This window comes from Acidovorax sp. BLS4 (assembly GCF_032929295.1).
GTDB lineage: Bacteria > Pseudomonadota > Gammaproteobacteria > Burkholderiales > Burkholderiaceae_C > Paracidovorax.
This window is the reverse complement of the sequence record NZ_CP136797.1, coordinates 2,950,779-2,971,809: the sequence shown is the minus strand read 5'-3', so window position 1 is coordinate 2,971,809 and position 21,031 is coordinate 2,950,779. Positions and strand designations below refer to the sequence as shown.

The following is a 21,031-nucleotide window of genomic DNA, read 5'->3' as shown; positions in this document are numbered from 1 at the left end:
CAGAGAGGCCGGCGAGCGCCCGCCGGCGCAGGGGGCATACAGCTATATTTTTTATAGCAATATGCCCTAGTGAAACATGCGCTGGAGCCCTTTTTCGCTCCAAACGCCACTGGCGAGCCCCAGCGGCAGGCAGCGGCCCGCCGCGCGCCTCACACCGGATAGGTGCCCGGCAGCAGGATCGAGCGGTCCACGCGGTGGATGTCCGTGTGGCCGCAAAAGGCCATGGTCACGTCCAGTTCCTTCTGGATGATCTGCAGCGCGCGGGTCACCCCGGCCTCGCCGAACGCACCCAGCCCGTACAGGAAGCTGCGACCGATGAGCGTGCCGCGCGCGCCCAGCGCCCAGGCTTTCAGCACGTCCTGCCCGCCGCGGATGCCGCCGTCCATCCACACCTCGATCTCCTGGCCCACCGCCTCGACGATGGCCGGCAGCGCGTGGATCGACGAGGGCGCGCCGTCGAGCTGGCGGCCGCCGTGGTTGCTGACGATCAGCGCATCGGCACCGCTGGCGACGGCCAGGCGGGCGTCCTCGGCGTCCATGATTCCTTTGAGGATGAGCTTGCCGCCCCAGCGCTTCTTGATCCACTCCACGTCGCGCCAGTTGAGCTGCGGATCGAACTGCTCGGCCGTCCACGACGACAGCGACGACAGATCGCCCACGCCCTTGGCATGGCCCACGATGTTGCCGAAGCTGCGCCGCTGCGTGCCCAGCATGCCCAGGCACCAGCGCGGCTTGGTCGCCAGGTTGAGCAGGTTCGCCACCGTGGGCTTGGGCGGCGTGGACAGGCCGTTCTTGATGTCCTTGTGCCGCTGGCCGAGGATCTGCAGGTCCAGCGTGAGCTGCAGCGCCGACACGCCCGCCGCCTTGGCGCGGTCGATCAGGCGCTCGATGAAATCGCGGTCGCGCATCACGTACACCTGGAACCAGAATCCCGGCCCGGCGTGCGTGGAGACGTCCTCCAGCGAGCAGATGCTCATGGTGGACAGCGTGAACGGCACGCCGAACGCCTTGGCTGCTCGCGCGCCCAGGATCTCGCCGTCGGCATGCTGCATGCCCGTGAGCCCCGTGGGCGCGATCGCCACGGGCATGGCCGTCTCCTGCCCGACCATCCGCGTGCGCGTGGTGCGGCCTTCCATGTTGACCGCCACGCGCTGGCGCAGCTTGATGCGCTGGAAGTCTTCGCTGTTGGCGCGGTAGGTGCTCTCGGTGTAGGAACCCGAATCGGCGTAGTCGTAGAACATGCGCGGCACGCGGCGCTTGGCGACAACGCGCAGGTCTTCGATGCAGGTGATTTTGGACAGGTCGGCCAAGGGAAACGCTCCTGGGTGTTTTTATGGGATGGGGAAAGCCACGCCCCTCCACGGCGAAGGGATAGCGCGGCGCACGGGCATCGTAGCGGCGGCCCCGCCGGACGGGTGCTGAAGACTTTTCCCCGGCCCCTGAGATTTTTTGACGGGCCGCACGCGCGGGCCCTGCCCGGCCCCTGCCCCGCCGGGTGGCCTAACGGCGCGCCAGCGCCACGCCCAGAATGGCGACAACGAAGCCCACGACCTGCAGGCCGGTGAGCGTCTCGCCGAAGATCCACCACGCCTGCAGCGCCGACAGCGGCGGCACGGCCAGCACCAGCGCCGCGGTGCGCGTGGCCTCGCCGTGGCGCATGAGCCAGATCAGCAGCGTTGCGCCGCCGATGGACAGCACCAGCACGGCATAGGCCAGGTAGCCCCACAGCAGCAGCGAGCCGTCCCAGCGCGGCTCGCCAAAGACCAGCGCCATGAACACCAGCACCGTGACGGCCCCCACGTTCTGCACCGCGCTGGCACTGCGCAGGTCGCCAGCGGCCAGCGGCGACTTCTGCACCATCGATCCCACCGTGAGCGCCAGGATGCTCCCGGCCGCCGCGAGCAGCACCGGCAGCGTCAGCCCGGCCGCCCCGGCACTGACCGCCAGCCGCGGCCACAGCACCATCGCCACGCCGCTGAAGCCCAGCGCGAGGCCCGCCCAGGTGGCGGCCCGCAGGCGCCCACCCAGCAAGGTGACGGCGATGAGCGCGGTGAACAGCGGCTGCAGCGCACCGATCAGCGCCATCACGCCCGAGGGCAGGCCCTGCGCCATGGCCCACCAGCTCGGCCCCACGTACAGGCCGCTCATGAGCGCCCCGGCCACCAGGTGCAGCGCGATGCGGCGCGGCCCGCGCGGCCACGGCACGCGCGCCCACAGGGCGGCCGCGCCGAAGAGCACGGCCACGCCGATGAAGCGCACGGCCAGGAACCAGAACGGATCGGCATGCGCCGACACGCCCCGCCCCACCAGGAAGCCCGTGGACCAGATGACGACGAAGAGCAGCGGCGCGATGGCGGTCATGCCGCCCTCCCGCACGCCGCGGCCGGCGCCCGGCAGCGCCGCGCGCACCGGCCGCCGGGGAGCGCCGCACAGGCGCCGAACGCAAAGCATGGTGTCATTTCTTGAGTCCTGCGCCCCGCACTTCGAGGCTGATCGTGTCCAGCACCTGCCCGCCGCCGTCCAGCAGCTCCACCCGGTGCCGCCCGGGCCACGGGAGCCACGCCCACTGCGCGCCCCGGCCCTGCACCCGGCCGTCGATGCGCCAGCGCAGGCCGGCGTGCGCCTGGGGCTGCGCCGGGGTCGCCGCGAACTGCAGCCGCTGGCGGTCGGGCGGAATGTCCGGGTCCAGCGCCACGATGGTGCCGGGCGCGGGCGAGAGGATGCGCGGCGACGGCGCCTGCAAGCCGTCTTCGGGTGCGCTGGCGGCCGGGTTGGAGCGATTTGGGCCGGACGCCAGGGTTTTCATTGGCTGTTCTGCTACGTTATCGATAGCAAAAAGGGGCTGCTGCGTGCCGGCGATGAACCACTCCTGCCGCGCGCTTTCGATCAGGCGCGCGCCGCCGGGCTCGGGGCCGAAGCGCACGGCCGCCTGCACCAGCCCCTCGGGCGGTGCGGGCGGGCGGCTGCGCACGCCCGCGCCGGCGCGGTGCAGCCAGCCCATGATCTCGGCCCACACGGGCGCGGCGCCGCTGGTGCCGCTCACGTCGTGCATGGGCGCGCCGCTCGCGTTGCCCACCCACACGCCCACCGTGTAGCGGCGCGACCAGCCCAGCGCCCAGTTGTCGCGCATGTCCTTGCTGGTGCCGGTCTTCACGGCGGTCCAGAAGCGGGTGGCCAGCACGCTGTCGGTGCCGAAGGTGCGCGCGCGGGCATTGCCGTCCGACAGGATGTCGCCCACCAGGAAGGCGGCGCGTGGGTCCATCGCCGGCGCCGCCGGCGTGGCCGCGCGCGGTACACCGGCGCCCCGCTGCACGGGCGTCACGGCCACCGGCCCGTAGCGCCCGCCGTTGGCCAGCGCCCGGTAGGCGTTGGCCAGGTGCAGCAGCGGCACCTCGGCGCTGCCCAGGGCCAGGCTGTAGCCGAAATAGTCGCCGCTCTCGCGCAGCGGCAGCCCCAACGCGCGCAGCTGGCGAAAGAAGGCATCGGGCGACACCATGACCAGCGTGCGCACCGCCGGCACGTTGAGCGACGCCGCCAGCGCCGTGCGCGCGGACACCCAGCCCTTGAACTGGCGGTCGTAGTTCTGCGGAATGTAGAGCCCGCTGGCTGTCGGGATGTGCGCGCTCGAATCCTCGACGAGGGACGCCGCCGTCAGGCGCTGCTCGGCGAACGCCTGCGCGTACAGGAACGGCTTGAGCGTGGAGCCCGGCTGGCGCGGGGCCAGCACGCCGTCCACCTCGCCGGCCTGGCTCAAAGCGCCGGACGATCCCACCCACGCCAGCACCTCGCCCGTGGCGTTGTCCAGCACCACCACGGCGCCGTCCTCCACGCTGCGGCCCCGAAGCTCGCGCAGGTGCTGGTGCAGCGTCTGCACCGCAAAGCGCTGCAGCGGTGCGCTCAGGGTGGAGGTGACGCGCTCGCGGCGCGCCGGCGCGGCATCCGCGGCCGGGGCGTCCGAAGGCACCGGTTGGGCCGCCACGGGCTGGCGCAGCAGGTAGCGCGCGAAGTGCGGGGCCACGCCATCGGCGCCGTCGAAGGCCCGGCGCTGCAGCGCGGCGGTGGTGAACAGGTCCAGCGCATCGCAGGACGGCACCACGGGCTTTTGCATCTCGCGCAGCACCCCGCAGGCGCGCTGCGCGACCAGGGCGGGCCGGGCATTGGGGGCGCGCACCAGCGCGGCGGCCACCGCGGCCTCGCGCTCGTCCAACCCGTGCGCGGCCTTGCCGAACAGCGTGCGCGAGAGCGCGTCGATGCCCACAATCTCGCCGCGAAACGGCACCAGGTTGAGGTAAGCCTCCAGCACCTGGTCCTTGCGCCAGCGCCGCTCCAGCACCTGGGCAGCCACGGTCTGCCCCAGCTTTTGCACCACGCTGCGCCCGCCCGCGCCCTGGCGCCAGTCGCCGTCGAGCAGGCCGGCCAATTGCATGGTGAGCGTGCTGGCGCCGCGCGTGCGCTGGTTCCACAGGTTGCCCCAGGCGGCGGCCGACACCGCGCGCCAGTCCACGCCGCTGTGCTCGTAAAAGCGCTTATCCTCGCTGAGCAGCAGCGCCGTGCGCAGCGCGGGCGACACCTCGGCCAGCGGCACCCACTGGCCGCGCCGCACGGTGGCATCGGTGCGCAGGCGCTGCAGCACCTCGCCCTCGCGCGAGAGCACCAGCGTGTCGGAGGGGCGATAGTCCGCACGCACCTCGTTGAAGGTGGGCAAGGCCCAGGCGGCCGGGGCGGCGATGCCGGCCAGACCCAGCGCGAGCAGCACCCGCCCCACGGCCACTGCGCCATGGCGGACGGTGGCGGTGCCGATACCGGTGCAGGCCTCGCGGCGGCCCCGCCCATTGCGACGCCAGGTGGCGATGCTGCGCACTACCGCGAGAAAGTCCATGGGCATGGGAAGAAGGAGGATGGGTCGGAGAACAGGAGAGCAGAGGCCAGCCCGCAGGCCGGCGGCGACCGGGGATTGTCGCCTCCTCCCGTGACGCCGTTCCACCCGGCGTTGCACCGGGCGATGGCCACACCCCGGATCGCAGACGCAGGGCGGGCCCTTCCGATTCTCGCGCAGAAGCCGCCGCGCGCCGCGCAGGACCCGAACGGACCCTGGGGACTTTCGCGCATCGCGCCGCACCCTCGTGTAACCTTTGGCGCAACGCCACTTCGCTCCGGCATTGGTCACGGAGCCAGCTGGCGGGTCCTCTCCGGCGGGCCTTGGTGCCATGCCCCAGGGGACCTCCCGCTTTCATGTTCGCCACGCTCCGGGCCGCAGCCCGCGCTGCGCTGGCGGGCCCTCCATGCGCCCTTCTGAACCGTGCGGCACACGCCCCGCACCTGCGCACCACCCCTTTGAAAGGCCACTGCTTTGCCTTGCTTTACCGCACCCCGCTTCCTGGCCGCTGCCATGGCAACCGCCGCCGGCCTGGCCGGCAGCGCCGCGTTCGCCCAAGCCATGCCGCCGCGCCTGTCGGCCCCGCTGCCCACCACGCAGAACGCGATGATCAACAACACGCAGATCACGACGGACGATTTCCGGCAGGCCTACCTCAGCCAGACTCCGCAGGTGCGGCAGCAGGCCGAGCTCTACCTCACGGGCGTGCTCGACGCCACCGAGGGGCGTGCGTGGTGCGGCTACCCCACGCTCAAGACCATCACCATCGACGAGCGCCTGTTCACCGAGCTGAAGAAGGTCGAAGGCCCAGCCCTGCAGCAACGCGCCTCCAAAACCCTGGTCGCCATCCTGTCCAAGCAATTCCCCTGCCGGAGCCCGCGTTGACCAAGCCCATCTTCGAGAACCTCAAGTCCCACCACTATTCCTCCGACCGCATGCAGCCGGCCCGATTCATGGACGGCGACAGCGTGTACCGCGAGATCGGATACGACATGGGCCAGCTGAAGCGGCAGAACGCCGGCTACGAAAACACCTGCGCGGTCCGCATGAGCCTGGCGCTGCTGAAGTCGGGCACCGGCATCACCGGGCGCCTGAAGATCAAGGAGGGCCCGCTCAAAGGCCGGTTCGTGGAGCCGGGCGCGAAATTGCTGGCCGACCAACTCATGCAGCGCGGCGTACTGGGCTACCCGCAGATCCTCACGCCCGACAACGTGCAGGCAAAGATCCAGGGAAAGCGCGGCGTGATCTTCTTCTGGAAGATGGCCAGCTACAACGGCGGCCACATCGATCTGGTGGAGTCCACCAACGCGGCGGCCGTCTGCAGCTCGGCCTGCTATTTCGACTCCAAGGAAATCTGGTTCTGGCCGCTGGACTGACGGGCGGCAGCGCGGGCCACTTTGCGTGGCCGCGTGCCGCGCCCGGGGTCCGTCGTGGCGACCGCGTCGTCAGTTCTTGGTGGCCGCGTCCCAGTGCTCGGCGATCTTGCCGTTCTCGATGCGGAACATGTCGAACCAGGTCGTCGTGTATTTCTTGGTCGGGTCCTGCGGGTCCGTCATTTCGCGCACGAAGCTCAGAATGACCTTGTCGCCTTCGGCCGTGATCGCCACCAAAGGCGCCTTCACGCGCGGCTCGATGGGCGTGGGCGGCACGAACTGCGAGAAAAAGGCGATGAAGGCCGCGCGGCCCGTGGCCACCGTGGGGTTGTGCTGGATGTAGTCTTCGGCCATGTACTTGGGCGCCAGGTCCATGTGGCCCGCCTCGAACACCTCGCGCCAGAAGTTGTAGACCAGTCGCTTGTTCCACGCCAGCCGCCAGTCGTGGCTCATGAGCAGTTGCTCATGGTCCGGCTGCTCCACCACCGGCACCTGGGCGTGGGCCGCCACCGGCAGAACGATCGCCGCCGCGAGAACGCAGCGGGCCAATAGTTGCTTCATGAAACTCCCTTTCAGAATCGATGGACACGGCGGATTTATATCTGTCGGCCGCGCCGGCGGCGCAGGCTTGTCGATCTTTGTGGTGAGGCAATGTTTCAATCCTCAAATTTGCTCAGCGCCCGAGCCGAACGGCGCGCGGTAGGGTATAGCCCCAAGGCTCTCCGGCAGCCCGTCATGGGCCGATCTCAGGCAAGCGCCGGCTCGGCCTGCGGGCCGCGTTCGCGCGGCGCCACACGCGCAGCACATGCCGGGCCGCGCGGGCCAGGGCTTCGTCGAGCGCGGTGCGCCAGTCCCTGGCCACCGACGAGACCACCACGGGGCCCGCGCCGTCGGTGCGCAGCTCGATCCGGCAGCGCTTGTCCACCCCGCCCCGGGGACCGTTCACGTCGGCCAGCTGAATGTCGGCACGCGGCACCTGCGCACTCAGGCGCCGGAGCACGAACCGCACGCGGCGATCGACGGTATCGCGCATCGCGGTGGCTTCGGGATGGCGGGACTGGAAAAAAATCTGCATCAGCGTTCTCCTTCGTTGGAGCAGTCACCTTAGCCCGCGCGCCTGCAGGGACACAGCAGTTTTCCCCTGCCAACACCCTCTGAAAAACCTGCTGCCTTGCAGCGAGCCCGTCAGTCCCAAGGTTTCGGGTAAACCGATGCAGCCATCTCAGAAAACCTGCTTCTTCCATTGGCCACCCGGCCGCACATTCAAGGCTGTTACCACCACAGGAAACCCCGATGAATCGCCCCATGAAGCCATTGCCCCTTGTCTCCCACCTGCTCTCCTCCCTGCGCGCCCGGGCCCTGCTTTGGCTGCAGCAGGTGTCGCACGGCAGCGGCGCGTTGCGTGCACCGGTGCGCGTTCCCGTGCGGATCGACGCCGCACACCCTGCGCAGCCGACGCGCCACCGCCGCTACCGCGATTGACGCGGCCTGCTCGCCCAACACCGTTCGCCCCCACAACACTTCACAAAGGAACACCCCCATGCGCAGCTACCCCACCAACAGCCCCGAAGCAGCGGCCCGGATCGTCGGCCTGCTGCTGATCTCGGACGGCCACGTCAGCCGTTCGGAAACGGACGCCCTGCAGCGGCTGGACATCGAAGGCGAACTCGGCTTGGCGCCCGGCGACTTCGCCCAGGTGCTGCACGCGCTGTGCGAAGACCTGCTGATGGGGGCGCGCGAGCGCCGCCTGCTGACCGGCAACCTCGACGAAGCGGCCCTGGCCGCCCTGATGGCCGAGGTGACCGAACCCGAACTGCAGCAGCGCGTGCTGCACTTCGCCTGCACGGCGGCGACCGCGGACCACCACCTGGCGGCCGCCGAGGCCTGGATCATGGAAGCCGCACTCAAGCACTGGCGCATGGGCGAGGCATCCGATGCGCCCAAGGCCGCGCCGGTCGCAGCCGGCCTTTGAACCGGGCCGCGCACGGGCCCGCCGAAGGCTAGGCCGCGGCCACCGCGTGGGCCGCCGCGACCATCTGGCGCACCAGCGGATGGTGCTGCCCGCGCCGCGACCAGATGGCGTGCACTTCCTCGCCGATATCAGGGCAATCGCCCAGCAGGCGCAGGCCCCGCACCAGCCCCACGTCCTGCGCGCCCAGCTGGCTCACGGGGAACACCCCGAGCCCGCGGGCCGCGAAGACCGCGAGCAGCGCGCTGTCTTCGAACTCACCCACCACCTGGGGCCGCACGCCAATGTCCTCGAACCAATGGTCCAGCGTGGACCGCAACGGCGAATGGGACGTGGGCAACAGCACGGGAAGGTCCTGCAGCGACTGGGGGAACCGGTCGCGCGCGTGTTTCCTGACCAGCGAGGCCGGCCCATACCACTGCAGCGTGGACCGCGCGATCCGCTCGCTGGTCAGGCGCTGGGTGGGATTGCGCGGCGCGGCCTGCCCGGCCAGCACCACGTCCAACTGGTGCAGGGCCAGCTCGGACAGCAGCTCGTCGAACTCGCCCTCGTGGCACACCAGGCGAAGGTGGGGCGTGGCGAGCACCGGCTCCAGCAGGGCATGCGCCGCCAGCTTGGAAATGCCGTCCGACAACCCCACCGACAGCCGGGCGACCTTGGCGCTGGCCGCCTCCCGCACCTCGTCGGGAATGCCCTGCCCCAACTGGAAGATCTCTTCCGCCCGCGCATAGGCTGCTTGGCCCGCCTCGGTCAGCACCATGCCTCGGCCCAAGGGCTTGAGCAACTGGTGGCCCAGGTCCTTTTCCAGATCCCGCACCTGCGCGCTGATGGTCTGCACCGCCATCTCCAGGCGGTCCGCGGCGCGGGCGAAGCCGCCTTCCTTGGCGACCATCCAGAAATAGTAGAGATGGCGGTAGTTCAACATGCGGCCCCCGGATCGGAAAAACCGAATGCTATGTTCGATAAAAGCTGGTGTCCATCGAATGCCGCCATAGCCATACTGGGCGCTCGCCCATTCGAAAGGACAACCTCCATGTTTTATGCCATCAGCTGGTTTCTCTCTCTATCGCTTCTCGCTCTCTGGTCGCTGGCCTGCTGGGGCATGCATGCCATGGCGGTCTGGGCGGTGTCCAGCGCAGGCGCGCTGGCCGGAGGCACGTCTGCCATGAATGCCGTGGTGCTGCCGGAGTGGATCAGGGGCTGGATACCGCCCGAGCTGGCCCGGGAGTTGGCGGCCATGATCGCCTCCGCCGGCCCGATGGTTCAGGCGGCGCTGGACACCGTGCCCGCTTTGGCCGGCGCCGTGACCGTGCTGGCCTGGGCCTTGTGGGGCCTGGGCGCCTTGATCTTGCTGGCGGTGGCCCTCGGGGTCCACGTTCTGATCGCGCTGCTCAAGGGCCGGCGGACCGTGCACGGCACGCCGCGCGCCACGGTCGTCCAGTAACAGGCCCGAGCCCGGCCCCGGGCGCCCTGCGCCGGGGGCCGGGCGGTGCTCACTGGTTGGAGATGATGGTGAGCAGATCGCCCCGGACGTCGGGGTTGTCGGTGTACTTCTTGTACAGCGGCGCCATGCGGCGCACATAGGGAGAGAAGTCGGACACAGTCACGAACTGCACGCCTTCCCTGGCCACATTCGCACGGGCCGAGACCACCCGCTTTTCCCACAGGTTGCGCATCAGCACGGCGGAGGCCTTGCCCGCTTTCTGGAAAGCCTGCTGGTCCTGCGCGCTCAGCCGGTTCCAGAGCTTGGTGGACACCACCAGGGCCTCGGGCGAGATGGTGTGCTGGTCCAGCAGCATGTATTTGGCCAGCTTGTAGTGGCCGGTCGATTCGTAGGAGACCAGGTTGCCCTCGGCGCAATCGATGGTGCCGTTGCGAAAGCTGTCGAGCACTTCCTTGTAGGGGACGACCACGGGGTTGGCGCCGAGCAGCTTCACCATCTCGATGGAGGTTTCCGACTGCTGCACGCGCACCCGCTGGCCGGCCAGGTCTTCGCGCCGGGTGATCGGCTTGTTGGCGCAGTAGAACGAGCGCGCGCCGCCGTTGTACCAGCCCAGGACCACGAAGCCGGAGGCCTTCAGCTTCTCGGACAGGCGCTCGCCCATAGCGCCGTCGAGGTAGCGGAACATGTGGGCGGCATCGCCGAACAGGAAGGGCAGGTTGAACGCCTGCAGGCCCGGTGCGGCCTCGGCCAGCGGGCCCAGGTTGAATTCGGCCAGGTCGATCTCGCCGGCCTTCATCATCGTGACCGCCTTGCCCTGATCGCCCAGCACCGCATCGGAAAACAGCTTGATGGTGTAGCGGCCCTGGGTGGAGGCTTCCACCTCGCTGATGAAGCTTTTCATCGCCTCGGTGACCGGGTAGCCGTCGGGGTGGGTGTTCCAGGCCCGCAGCGGCGTCTGGGCCCCCGCGGGTACCGACGCCGCCATGGCCATCACCGCCGCCGATGCAAGCATCGGAAAATTCATCTTGCGCATCGTGTCCCCCAAGTGTTCGAAAAATGCCTGTCCGCCAGCACGGCATCGTGCCCTGGCAGCGCATTTCGCTGGGGGCGCGCCGGCATGGCCTGCGCATTCTCCGAGGGGGGCTCAGCCGTAGCAAGCGCTTCGCACGGGAGGTGCGACGGGCAAACCACAACCGCTCGAAAGGGGCAGTTGGCGAGCGTAGCAGGATGTGATAGCCCGGGCGCTGACCGCTGCCGCGCCGGCTTCTCGAACGGCTTCATGGAACGGCTTACTTGCAGCGCAGATCGAGCGTCTTGCGGGCGTCGATGCGGTAGTCGCAGCGTTCCACTTTCTGGGTCAATTCAACATCCACCGTGTGCGCATCGGCGTAATGGCAGCGCACGTTGACGGTGCGCCCCGCCGCATACACGTACCCGAGCTGCCAGTGCCCCGCGCGCTCCTTCGCGACGCCGGGCACCAGGGTCGCCAGATCTTCGACCGGGCCGTCGAACACATCGACCTGCCGCAAGGGCTGGCCGGGTTGCGCTGGACAGACCCCGGCGGCCTGCGAGGTCGGCACGCCGCCGTTGGCTGCGGCGAACAGCAGCACACCCAGGATCGGCCGGGCCCATGGCATGGGCAATCGTGTGCAGCGCGCACAGCCCGCTCAGCGGGCGGCGGCTTCCACCTTCACCCGGGCGTTGGGCGTCTCGCCGAACATCTCGGGCGCGTACATGGCTTCCACGCGGCTCGGGGGCAGCGCGAAGTCGCCCACGTTGTTCAGCCGCACGGTGTATTCCGCCTTGATGGTGCCCTTGGGCAGGTACTCGTAGTAGCTGCGGTAGGCCTCGAAGCTGCGCTCCTCGAAGGCCGCCCAGGCGCTGCCCGAGCGCTTCTCGCCCTGCGTGGCGATCTCGGAATCGCGCCCCAGGCCGCTGCCCAGGATGGTGGCGCCGCCCGGGATCGGGTCGGTCAGGGCCACCCAGGTCATGTCGGCGCTGGCGTTCACCTCCAGCGTCACGCGCAGCACGTCGCCGCGGGTGTACTTGCCGGGCACGGCCTGCTCGACCGGGGTGATGGTCTTCTTGATGGCGTAGCCGGCCGCGAACGGCGCCTTGAGCTGGATGGCCGCGACCGACTGCAGCGTGAGCCACGGCTTGCCGGTGCCCTGGTGGGTGACCGCCAGGTTCTCCTTGCCGCCCGTGGGCGACCAGGGCAGGAACATGCTGTTGTTCTTGAAGTTGCCGGGCGATGCGGGTGCGCCGAACCAGGTGGTCTGGTGTGCCGCGCCCGTGGCGTCGCTCGCCTTCACGCGCTCGACCTTCGCCCAGTCCACGCTGGCGTTGCCACTGCCCAGGGCCGCGCGGGTGACGCCCGCGACGGGCGTGGCCTCGAACTTGGCGCTGAACTTCTCCAGCGCCAGTCCGCCCCACAGGTTGGCGGTGGTGGTGTGCCATGCGCCGTTCTGCTGGCGGCTGATGAAGCCGTTGGCCAGGCGACCCATGTCGTCCTTCCAGGCCGGGTCGTCCATCACCGCGAGCATGAGGCGGGCGGTGTTGACGTCACCGTTCTGCATCAGCCACCACCAATAGTCGTCGCGCTCGGTGCTGAAGATGAGCTTGGTGCCCTGGTAGCTCAGGCGGGCCTTCAGCACCTGCGTGGCCTCGGCCAGCCGCTGGTCGCGCTGGGGCACGTCGTTCACGCGCTTGAGGATGTTCAGCCAGTCGATCACCGTGTGCGTGGGCCACTGGTTGGGCGCGATGGTGACGCTGCCCAGCATGCGGCCGGAGGCCTTGCCGTAGCGCGACAGCGCCTCGATGGCCGCGATCTTGCGCATGTCCAGATCCTTGCGCGGACTCCAGAAGTCGCGCTGGATGCGCCCTTCCACGAACGCGGTCAGACCGCGCTCCATGGCGGCACGGGCCTCGTCCGGCAGGGCGAACTCGGGGTGCAGGTTGGCGGCTTCGTGCGCCGCCGACAGCAGGTAGGCCGTGAGCGTGTCGCTGCCCCGGTTGGCGCTGCCGGCCTGGGGCGGGAAGTAGTTGGCCAGGCCATCGGCGTCCAGGTAGGTGGGCAATTGCGCCACCACGGTCTGCCACAGCGTGCCGTCGCGCAGGCCCACGGCCTTGCTGGTCTTTTGCTCCAGGCAGGCGAAGGGGTAGTTGGCGAACCAGTCGCGCACGCCGGGCAGGCCTTCGGCCAGCTTGGGCTGCAGCGACATCTTCAGCCCGCCGCGGCCCGGCAGCGCATCGGCCGGCGGGTTCACGTCCAGGTTGAAGCTGCCATCCACCTGCACCAGCGTGGCCTGCTGCACCGTGAGCGGCACCGCGGGGATGATGCGCTGGGTGGCCTTGAGCGCGTCGCGCGCGCCGTTGGCGCCCGCGGTGTCACGGGCTTCGATCTCCCACAGGATCGCCTCGGTGCGCGTCTGCGCCAGCTGCGCGGGGGCGGTCACGGTCCAGGCCACCTCGCGGGATTCGCCGGGCGGGATGTCCACGCTCTGCTTGTCCAGCTGCAGCAGGGTGGCGCGGGCGGCCACCTCCACCTTCATCGCGGCCTGGGTCGTGTTGCGCAGGGTGATCTGGGCGCGGAACTGATCGTCCTCGCGCACCAGCGGCGGCAGGCCGCTGATGATCTGCAGGTCCTGCGTGGCGCGGATCTGGGTCGCGCCGGTGCCGAACAGGCCCGTGCCGGCATCGGCGACGGCCACGATCTTGAACGTGGTGAGTGCATCGTTGAGCGGCACGGTCACCTTGGCCTGGCCGTTGGCATCGAGCTGGATCGCGGGCTGCCACAGCAGCAGCGTGTCGAGCAACTCGCGCGCCTGGCTGTGGCCGCCCCCGCCGCCCGCTGGCACGGCCTTGCGGCCGTAATGGCGCCGGCCGATGATTTCCATCTGCGCGGTGGAGGTCTGAACGCCCCAGGAGCGGCGCTGCAGCATGGCATCGAGCAGGTTCCAGCTGGTGTTGGGCATCAGCTCCAGCAGCGCCTGGTCCACGGCGGCCAGGGCCACCTCGGCGCCGGCCGCGGGCTTGCCACCGGGCAGCGTGGCGGTGATGGTGACCTGCGCCTTGCCGCGCACGGGGTAGCTTTCCTTGTCGGCCACCACCTTCACCTGGATCTGGTGGGCCTGCGTGCCCACGCGGATCTCGGCCACGCCCAGGCGGTAGGCCGGCTTGGACAGATCGACCATGGCGGTGGGCGCGACGTATTCCTTGCCCTCGTACCAGAAGGCGCTCCACCACTCGGTCGGCGCCTTGAAGCCCCAGGTGAAGAAGCTGTACCACGGCACCTCGCGCAGGCGGCCGCGCAGGGCCAGCACGCTCACATAGACGTTGGGGCCCCAGCCCTCCTCGATCTTGACCTGCACGGTCGGGTCCTGGCCGTTAAGCTGCACCACGCGCGTGTCGATGATGCCTTCGCGCTCCACGCTCACCAGCGCCGTGGCCTGGCGAAACGGCATGCGCACCTGCAGCTTAGCGGTCTCGCCGGGCTGGTAGGTTTTCTTTTCGGGCAGCAGGTCGATGCGGTCGTGGTCTTCGCCGCCGAACCAGATCTCGCCCTGGCGCGTGACCCAGACGGACGAGGCTGCCTCGGACGTGTTGCCGTCCTTGTCGCGCGCGGTGGCCACCAGCTCCACTTCACCGGCTTCTTCGAGCTTGGTCTCGCACAGCAGCAGGCCGCGCGAATCGCTCTTGCCCGTGCAGACGGTGCCCAGGTCTTTGGTTTCGGTCTTGTTGTCGTAGCTGTAGAAGCCGCCCACCATGCGCTTGCGGCTGGTGGTGGTGATGCGGGCGATGGCCTGCACCTGCAGTGGAACGCCCTCCTGCACCTTGCCGTCCAGCCCCAGCGCGAGCGCCTGGAAGCGGATCTTCTGCGCGGCGGAGACCCAGCCTTCGGTCTTGATGCCGGCCACCACGGCGGCGGGCCACAGGGTCTGCGTGCTGCGCAGCGTCTGCACCTCGCCGCTCGGGTCGGCGTAGGTGGCCTCCAGCACCAGCTCCTGTGGCCGGCGCGCCAGGGGCACGTTGTCGATGGCCAGCTTGCCGGCCCCGTTCTTGTCCAGCGTCAGCGCGAGCTTGTCGGCGATGACGCGGGCGTCCTGGCCGGCGGCCGCCTCTTCGTCGTCGCTGTGGCTTTGCGACTGCGTGCCGCGCTGGTTGGGGGGCATGAAGCTGAAGGCGTCGAAATCGCTCCACTGGGCGGATTTCCCGCGCACCAGCGCCGACACGCGCACGGGCAGGTTGGCGGCGCCGCCACCGGCCACGTAGTTCACCTGCACGTCGGTGGGCACCGAGCGCACGCGCACCAGGGGCTTCTTGTCGGTGGGCGTGATGCGGCCTTCCAGCACCGGCAGGCGGAACTCCTCGACCCGGAACTGGCCCGATTCGAAGCTGTTGCGGCTGTGCGAGCCACCCTGCAGCTGCACCTGGTATACGCCGAGCTTGGCGGCGGGGGGCACGGCGAAGGTGTTCTCGGCGCTCAGGCCACCCGTGGCGGTCTTGCGCCAGGTGAGGTCCTGCGTGTATTGCTGGCCGCTGCCCACGTGGGTGATGACCAGGGTGTCGGGCTGCTCGTCCGGCAGGCCGAAGCCCTTGCGGTTCTCGGTGCGCAGCAGGTGCTTCATCGACACGGTTTCGCCGGCACGCAGCAGCGTGCGGTCGAACACGGTGTGGGCCCGCTCGTCGGGGCGGGGTTCCATGCTGGTGGGCAGGTTGAAGCGCCAGGGCTCGATGCCGCGCTGCCAGTCGCTCCAGGTGAAGGCCATGTCCTGCGCGCCATCGGCGCCCGGAGCGCGCGCACTCACGAAGTAGGCCTGCTCGCCGCCATCGTCACCCTGGCACGATGGAGGCTCGGGCGAGAGGCCCTCGAACAGCGCCACGCCCTGCGCGTTGGTGGTGCCCGTGGCCAGTTCGCGGCCGTTGCAGTCGGACACGCGCACCTTGGCACCCGCCACCACCTGGCCTTTGTCCAGCGTGGTCACCCAGGCGGCCGAATTCTCCCGGCCGAGCTTGAAATGCACGCCCAGGTTGGTCACCAGCGCCGAAGTGCGCACGTACATGGTGCGGCCTTCGCCGTGGCGTTCGTCCAGCAGCGACTTGCCGAGCAGCGGCGAGGCGATCTCCACCACATGGAAGCCCGTGGGCAGCGGAATGCCCACCACCTCGAAGGGCCGCGGGTCGTTGTTGACCGGCTTGGGCAGGTCCAGCGTCTTCACGCCGCCCTGGCCGGACAGCAGCGAGACCATGCGCGACTGCACGTACTCGCTGCTGTCGCTCTCCAGCGCAGCGGGCAGCGCGCCCTTCACGTCGCGGCGGACGCTCTTGCGGCTCACGAGGTAGCCGTCGTAGCGGCGCACCTTGCGGTACCAGGCAATGATGTCGGCGTCGCTGCCGGGCTGCAGGGTGCTCACCTTGGCGGGCGCCGCGCCATCGGCGGGCTTGCCGGCCTCCAGGCCCTGGACCTTGAGCGCGGCCTCGACGTTGCGCAAGGTCACGGGCAGCAAGGCGGGCTCCTTGGGGCCCTCCGCATAGCGCTCCACCACGCCGAATGGCGAGGCAGCGAACTTGGCCAGGGGCGGCATGGCCCCCGTTCCCACCTTGAGCGGGAAGCTGTCGGCATTGCGCAGCGTGCGGCCCGAGGCGTCCTTGAAGTCCTTGGGCAATTGCACTGTGAAGGCCGTCTGCGCCGTGAAGGGCGGGTCGAAGCGCACGCCGTTCACCACGGTGTCGCCATCGCCCTCACCGTCGATCCGGGGCTTGAGCGTTTCCTTGTCCGAGCGCAGGCGCACCGCCTCGGCCAGCTTGCGCGGCACGGGTGCGTTGAACGACAGGAACATCGGGCGGATCGGCAGGCAGGCCGACTGGGCGTTCTCGCGCTCGCAGCGGAAATCGGCGGCGAAGGGCTCACGGACCTTGTACTCGTAGCGCTTTTCGATGGTGTTGCCGACGCCGCTCGGCGTGGCCACGCCCTTGCCGAAGACGAGTTGCACCCGCCCGCCCGAGGTCAACCGCCGGTTGCAGGCCAGGGTGACGTATTTGAGCGGCTCCTTGGCGGCTGTCTTGTCCAGGCCCTGGGAGGCCAGCAGCCCCTCGCGCTGGGCGCCTTCGATCAGGCGCACCGGAACCCGCTCGCCCACGCCATCGGCCACGCACCAGACGTTGGCCTGCACGCTGGCCAGGGTCGCCGGGCCGTTCAACTGCAGCATGAAGAACTGCTCTTCGTCGATGGGCTGGTAGGTGCCGGGGCGGATGTTCTGGACGTACGGGCCGCCGGTATTGAATGCATAGCTCTTCGCGCCCGACAGCTCGGCGCCGGCGGCCGATTTGAACCCCGACTTCACCTGGGCCGTGCAGCGCACGCCGGGCGGCAGGTCGCCCTTGAAGTCGTAGACCCATTCGCGCTCGCTGGTCCAGCGGCCCGTGCCCTGGCCGGCTTCGGCGTCGGAGCAGCTCACGGAGAGCGGGGCCGGGGCCTTGGGGTCGCCGAAATTGACCGCCGGGCCGTCGAACTTGGCCACCGCCTGCCGGACGCGGGACACCTCGCCCTGGGGCGAGAAGCTGATGATGGACAGCGCGTGGGCCTGCGCGGCCGCGCCGAGGGCCACGGCCAGCGCCAGGGCGCGGAAGGAATGCGTTGTTGTTGTCATGGCTTTTGCAAAAACGGCGACGGGCCGACCCACCGGACCGGTACCCGTTCGAACCCGGCAGCGTAGCCCATCGGCAGGCGGCGAACCACCAGCGCAGTGACGCAGTTGTAAATGGCCTACACCGCCCAGCCCGCTCCCTCCGTGAGAATGGTTTCAATTCCACCCCGGGCGCGCCCATGCCACCCCCCTCCTCCACCCGCCGCTGGGAAATCGATGCCGTCCGGGGCCTGATGCTCGCCCTGATGACCGTCACGCACCTGCCCACCCGGCTCACGCAGCCGCTGGGGCAGCCGTTCGGCTTCGTCTCGGCGGCCGAGGGCTTCGTGCTGCTCTCGGCGTACATGGCCGGCATGGTCTACGGCCGGCTCGCCTGGCGCAAGACCGTGGCGGACATGCGCCAGGCCTTCTGGCGCCGCGCCCTCAAGATCTATGGCTGCCAGGCGGCCACGCTGCTGTTCCTGTTCACGGTGATCGCCTTCATCGGCATCCGCGTGGACGAGCCCGCCATCAAGGGCATGATGACCTTCTACCTGCTGCACCCGCTGGAGGCCCTGGTGGGCGGGCTGCTGCTGGTGTACGAACCGCCGCTGCTGGACATCCTGCCGCTGTACGTGCTGTTCATGCTGGCCAGCCCCTGGCTGATGGCGTTCGCGCTGCGCCGCGGCTGGGCGCCGATCATGGCCGGCAGCGTGCTGCTGTGGCTGCTGGCGCAGTTCGGGCTGTCGCGCTGGTTCTATGACGGCTTCGCGGCGGTGCTGCCCATGCCGATCCCCTTCACCGAAACCGGCGCCTTCGTGATGTGGAGCTGGCAGTTCCTGTGGGTGCTGGGCCTGTGGATGGGCGCGAGCCGCAACGACCCCGAGGCGCCGCCGTTCGAGTTCCCGCGCTGGTCGCTGTGGGTGGCCGGCGCCATCGCCGTGGTGTGCATGGTGTGGCGGCATGTGGTCGGCCAGGTGCCGTTCGGAGACGCCAACCCGCAACTCAACCTGCTGTTCGACAAATGGGCCCTGGGCCCGCTGCGCCTGATCGATCTGATGGCCCTCACGGCGCTGACCATCCGCTTCGGGCCGGCGCTGGCCGCGAAGCTGCCGCGCCAGCACTGGCTGGAAACCCTGGGCGCGGCCTCGCTGCCGGTGTTCTGCGCCCACCTGGTGGTGGTGCTGCTCACCCTGGTGTTCATGGGAGCGGACTACGAGCGGCCCTGGCCGCAGGACATCGCCCTGCTGATCGCCTGTTTTGCCACCCTCTATGCCGTGGCCCGCGTGAGCCTGTGGGTGGACAAGCCGCCCAACGACGACGGCCGCCCGGTGCAGCCAGCGCCCGATGCAGGCGGCGCGCCCTCAGCCGCGGCAGCCAGCGGTGCCAGTGCCGCCGGCCAGGACGACCTGAATGCGGCTCAGCGCCCGGCGCTCACCCGCACCAGCGCGGGGTTGCCGGTGGCCACCGTGGCGGCAGGCATGGCGGCCGTGGCGGTGGGCGAAGCGCCGCCCGCCTGCATCGCGGGGGCCGGCGCCACGAATGCGCCGATCACCGTGCGCCACAGGTCGTAGCCGGCATCGTTCATGTGCAGGCGGTCGGGGCCGAACAGCTCCGCGCGCGGCTGGCCGGAGGCATCGAGCATGGCCGAGAAGACGTCGATGTAATCGCTGTTGGGCACCGTGCGCACGTACTGCGCCAGCAGGGCGTTGGCCTGCTGCATCTGGGGCATCAGCGCCACGCGCGAAGGGCTGGGCTTGATGGAGATGTAGCTGATGCGGGTGTCGGGGAGTTCGGCGCGCACGGTCTGCACGAAGGAGCGGAAGCTCTCCAGGATCTGCTCGGGCGTGCGGCCCTCGGCCAGATCGTTGTCGCCGGCATAGACCATCACATGGCGCGGGCGGTACTGGAGCACCAGGTTTTTCACGAAATGGTTGCAGTCCGCCATGGTGGAGCCGCCGAAGCCGCGGTTGATCACCACGGGCAACTGGCGGAAGTCCTCCGCCACGTCGGTCCAGAAACGGATGGTCGAGCTGCCGACGAAGAGGACGCCGCCGGCCTGCGGGAGCCGTTCCTTGTCGGCTGCGGCGAAGGCATCCATGCTGGACTGCCAGCGCGCATAGGCCGAGTGCGACGTGGAGGCAGCCGACGGCGCGGTAGAGTCGGCGGGGGTCGCCTGCGCGGCGAATCCCGCACAGGCCAGGGCCAGGGTCACAAGGGAACGCGTCGGGAAAGCCCGAAGAGAATGCATGGCGACTCCAAAAAGGACTGCAGCGGCGTGTGAGCGATTGTGCTGGCCTGCGTTCCGCAAGCATACAATTTTTACAAATTTACACCAACACCGGCCGCCGGGTTTCCATCGACATGCCTTCCGCTTCCCAGGCCCCAGCGGGCCCCGTGCCGTTCTGGCACCGGCTCAACCAGTTCTTCGCTTTCCCCCTGCAGCGCAAGCCGCTGTTCTACAGCACCGTGCTGGCCGTGTGCAGCATGCTGTACGGCGTGCTGTTCTTCCTGCCGGATGTGCTGGCCGTGCTGCTGATCGAGGTCGGCATCCTGCTGGCCGCGTCGCGCTACGGCTTCAAGGTGGTGGCGATGGGCTCGCGCGGCCTGCAGCGCGCCGAGGATTTCCCCGACCGGCTGGACGACGAATGGACCGCCCTGCCCTGGAAGCTGTTCGGCATCCTGCTCGTGCAGGGCATCGTGGTGGGCTGGCTGCAGCGGGTCAGCACGGGCCTGGCGGAACTCGCCTGGCTGGCCGTGAGCTTCCTGCTGCCGGCCACCATGATCCTGCTGGTGCAGACGGGCAGCCTGTTCGCGTCGCTGAACCCTGCCGCCGCCTGGGGCGTGGTGCGGATCATCGGCTGGCCCTATGGTCTGCTGTGCTTTTTCCTGTTTTTGCTCAGCCAGGGCGCGGCCATCGCGCTGGCGCTGCTAATGCCGCTGTTCAAGGGCTGGCTGCTGCTGCCGCTGGGCAACTGGCTGTTCATCTATTTCGGCTGGGTGATGTGCAGCCTGCTGGGCTACGCCATGTACCAGAACCACGAGGCCTTCGGCATCGACCTGCTGCCCGGCGGCGGGCTGGACGACGATGCCCCGCCAGACCGGCGCACGCCCCGGCAGATCGCGCAGGAGGCGACCGACGCGCTGGTGGCCCAGCAGATCACCGACGGCGACCTGGCCGGCGCCCTGGGCACGGCCTACGAAGACCAGCGCCTGCATGGGGATGAATTGCCCGCCCAGCGCCGCTACCACCGCGTGCTGGCGCTGACCGACAAGACCGACACCCTGCTGCTGCATGCCCAGCGCTTCATCCCGCTGCTGCTGAACGCGGGCCAGACGACCGAGGCGCTCAAGGCGTTCGTCACCTGCCGCGAGCGCGACGCCCAGTTCGTGATCGCCGACGCGGGCCACACCCTGGCCCTGGCCAACACGGCGTGGAACGGCGGCGATGCCAGGCAGGCCATCGCGCTGCTGGGCGGGTTCGACCGGCGCTTCAAGGGGCATGCGCTGGTGCCCAAGGCCTACGAACTGGTCGCCCGCGTGCTGCTGCAGGGCATGAACCGCCCCGACATGGCCCTCAAGGTGCTCGCCACCCTGCAGGCGCGGCATGCGGACAGCCCTTCGGTGGCGGAAGTGCAATGGCTGCTGCGCGCCCATTTGCCGCAGCCGGCGGCGGCAGGCGGCCAAGCGCCCTCCACGCCTTGAGGCGACGCAGGCAGGCGCCATCGATTTGCTACTAAATTA

Annotated in this window: 16 protein-coding genes and 1 pseudogene; 7 read left to right on the top strand and 10 right to left on the bottom strand. The window is 69.6% G+C overall.

Going from position 1 to position 21,031, the window contains the following annotated elements; genetic code table 11:
- Positions 1-149: 149 nt before the first annotated feature.
- The 3 genes from R1Z03_RS13755 to pbpC form a co-directional block, all read right to left on the bottom strand.
- The gene (locus R1Z03_RS13755) at positions 150-1,310 is read right to left on the bottom strand and encodes an alpha-hydroxy acid oxidase (RefSeq protein ID WP_284405867.1); all 1,161 of its coding nucleotides are present in this window, start codon (positions 1,308-1,310) and stop codon (positions 150-152) included.
- Between the two features lie 190 nt (positions 1,311-1,500).
- Positions 1,501-2,361, bottom strand: a complete 861-nt coding sequence (locus tag R1Z03_RS13750; protein ID WP_317360370.1) for a DMT family transporter — start codon at positions 2,359-2,361, stop codon at positions 1,501-1,503.
- A 94-nt stretch (positions 2,362-2,455) separates the two neighbouring features.
- Positions 2,456-4,765: a penicillin-binding protein 1C gene (gene pbpC / locus R1Z03_RS13745; RefSeq protein ID WP_317360369.1), complete on the bottom strand. Its 2,310-nt coding sequence runs from the start codon at positions 4,763-4,765 to the stop codon at positions 2,456-2,458.
- Positions 4,766-5,389: 624 nt separating this feature from the next.
- Between pbpC and R1Z03_RS13740 the strand changes: the two genes are divergently transcribed.
- Together R1Z03_RS13740 and R1Z03_RS13735 are read left to right on the top strand one after the other, a co-directional pair.
- Positions 5,390-5,761, top strand: coding sequence for a Rap1a/Tai family immunity protein (locus R1Z03_RS13740; RefSeq protein WP_284408452.1), 372 nt, complete (start codon positions 5,390-5,392; stop codon positions 5,759-5,761).
- Positions 5,758-6,252 (top strand): T6SS effector amidase Tae4 family protein, encoded by a 495-nt coding sequence (locus R1Z03_RS13735; RefSeq protein WP_284429022.1) that lies wholly within the window; start codon positions 5,758-5,760, stop codon positions 6,250-6,252. Before R1Z03_RS13740 ends, R1Z03_RS13735 begins: the two co-directional genes overlap by 4 nt.
- Before the next feature lie 69 nt (positions 6,253-6,321).
- Here R1Z03_RS13735 and R1Z03_RS13730 read toward each other — a convergent pair whose 3' ends face one another.
- Positions 6,322-6,810, bottom strand: a complete 489-nt coding sequence (locus tag R1Z03_RS13730; protein WP_272564504.1) for a nuclear transport factor 2 family protein — start codon at positions 6,808-6,810, stop codon at positions 6,322-6,324.
- Between the two features lie 172 nt (positions 6,811-6,982).
- Complete coding sequence (locus R1Z03_RS13725) at positions 6,983-7,324, bottom strand: HPF/RaiA family ribosome-associated protein (protein WP_317351761.1); 342 nt, start codon at positions 7,322-7,324, stop codon at positions 6,983-6,985.
- Between the two features lie 230 nt (positions 7,325-7,554).
- Here R1Z03_RS13725 and R1Z03_RS13720 point away from each other — a divergent pair, with 230 nt between their 5' ends.
- Positions 7,555-7,731, top strand: coding sequence for a hypothetical protein (locus R1Z03_RS13720; RefSeq protein ID WP_284429024.1), 177 nt, complete (start codon positions 7,555-7,557; stop codon positions 7,729-7,731).
- Between the two features lie 58 nt (positions 7,732-7,789).
- Complete coding sequence (locus R1Z03_RS13715) at positions 7,790-8,221, top strand: TerB family tellurite resistance protein (RefSeq protein ID WP_284408449.1); 432 nt, start codon at positions 7,790-7,792, stop codon at positions 8,219-8,221.
- Positions 8,222-8,249: 28 nt separating this feature from the next.
- Here the strand turns inward: R1Z03_RS13715 and R1Z03_RS13710 are convergent, their stop codons facing one another.
- Complete coding sequence (locus R1Z03_RS13710; RefSeq protein WP_284429025.1) at positions 8,250-9,143, bottom strand: LysR substrate-binding domain-containing protein; 894 nt, start codon at positions 9,141-9,143, stop codon at positions 8,250-8,252.
- A gap of 108 nt (positions 9,144-9,251) precedes the next feature.
- Between R1Z03_RS13710 and R1Z03_RS13705 the strand changes: the two genes are divergently transcribed.
- Positions 9,252-9,662, top strand: a complete 411-nt coding sequence (locus tag R1Z03_RS13705) for a hypothetical protein (protein WP_317351757.1) — start codon at positions 9,252-9,254, stop codon at positions 9,660-9,662.
- Positions 9,663-9,711: 49 nt separating this feature from the next.
- Here R1Z03_RS13705 and R1Z03_RS13700 read toward each other — a convergent pair whose 3' ends face one another.
- The 3 genes from R1Z03_RS13700 to R1Z03_RS13690 form a co-directional block, all read right to left on the bottom strand.
- The gene (locus R1Z03_RS13700; RefSeq protein WP_317351755.1) at positions 9,712-10,686 is read right to left on the bottom strand and encodes a TRAP transporter substrate-binding protein; all 975 of its coding nucleotides are present in this window, start codon (positions 10,684-10,686) and stop codon (positions 9,712-9,714) included.
- A gap of 265 nt (positions 10,687-10,951) precedes the next feature.
- Positions 10,952-11,299, bottom strand: a complete 348-nt coding sequence (locus R1Z03_RS13695; protein WP_317351753.1) for an STY0301 family protein — start codon at positions 11,297-11,299, stop codon at positions 10,952-10,954.
- 30 nt (positions 11,300-11,329) lie between these two features.
- Positions 11,330-17,311, bottom strand: a complete 5,982-nt coding sequence (locus R1Z03_RS13690) for an MG2 domain-containing protein (protein WP_317351751.1) — start codon at positions 17,309-17,311, stop codon at positions 11,330-11,332.
- A gap of 176 nt (positions 17,312-17,487) precedes the next feature.
- Between R1Z03_RS13690 and R1Z03_RS13685 the strand changes: the two are divergent.
- A pseudogene (locus R1Z03_RS13685) lies at positions 17,488-18,630 on the top strand (OpgC domain-containing protein); the annotation flags it as partial.
- Between the two features lie 77 nt (positions 18,631-18,707).
- Here R1Z03_RS13685 and R1Z03_RS13680 read toward each other — a convergent pair.
- Entirely contained in the window at positions 18,708-19,538 is an 831-nt protein-coding gene (locus R1Z03_RS13680; RefSeq protein WP_317351749.1) for an SGNH/GDSL hydrolase family protein, read from the bottom strand.
- A 113-nt stretch (positions 19,539-19,651) separates the two neighbouring features.
- Between R1Z03_RS13680 and R1Z03_RS13675 the strand changes: the two genes are divergently transcribed.
- Positions 19,652-20,992, top strand: a complete 1,341-nt coding sequence (locus R1Z03_RS13675) for a hypothetical protein (RefSeq protein ID WP_317351747.1) — start codon at positions 19,652-19,654, stop codon at positions 20,990-20,992.
- Positions 20,993-21,031 lie beyond the last annotated feature (39 nt).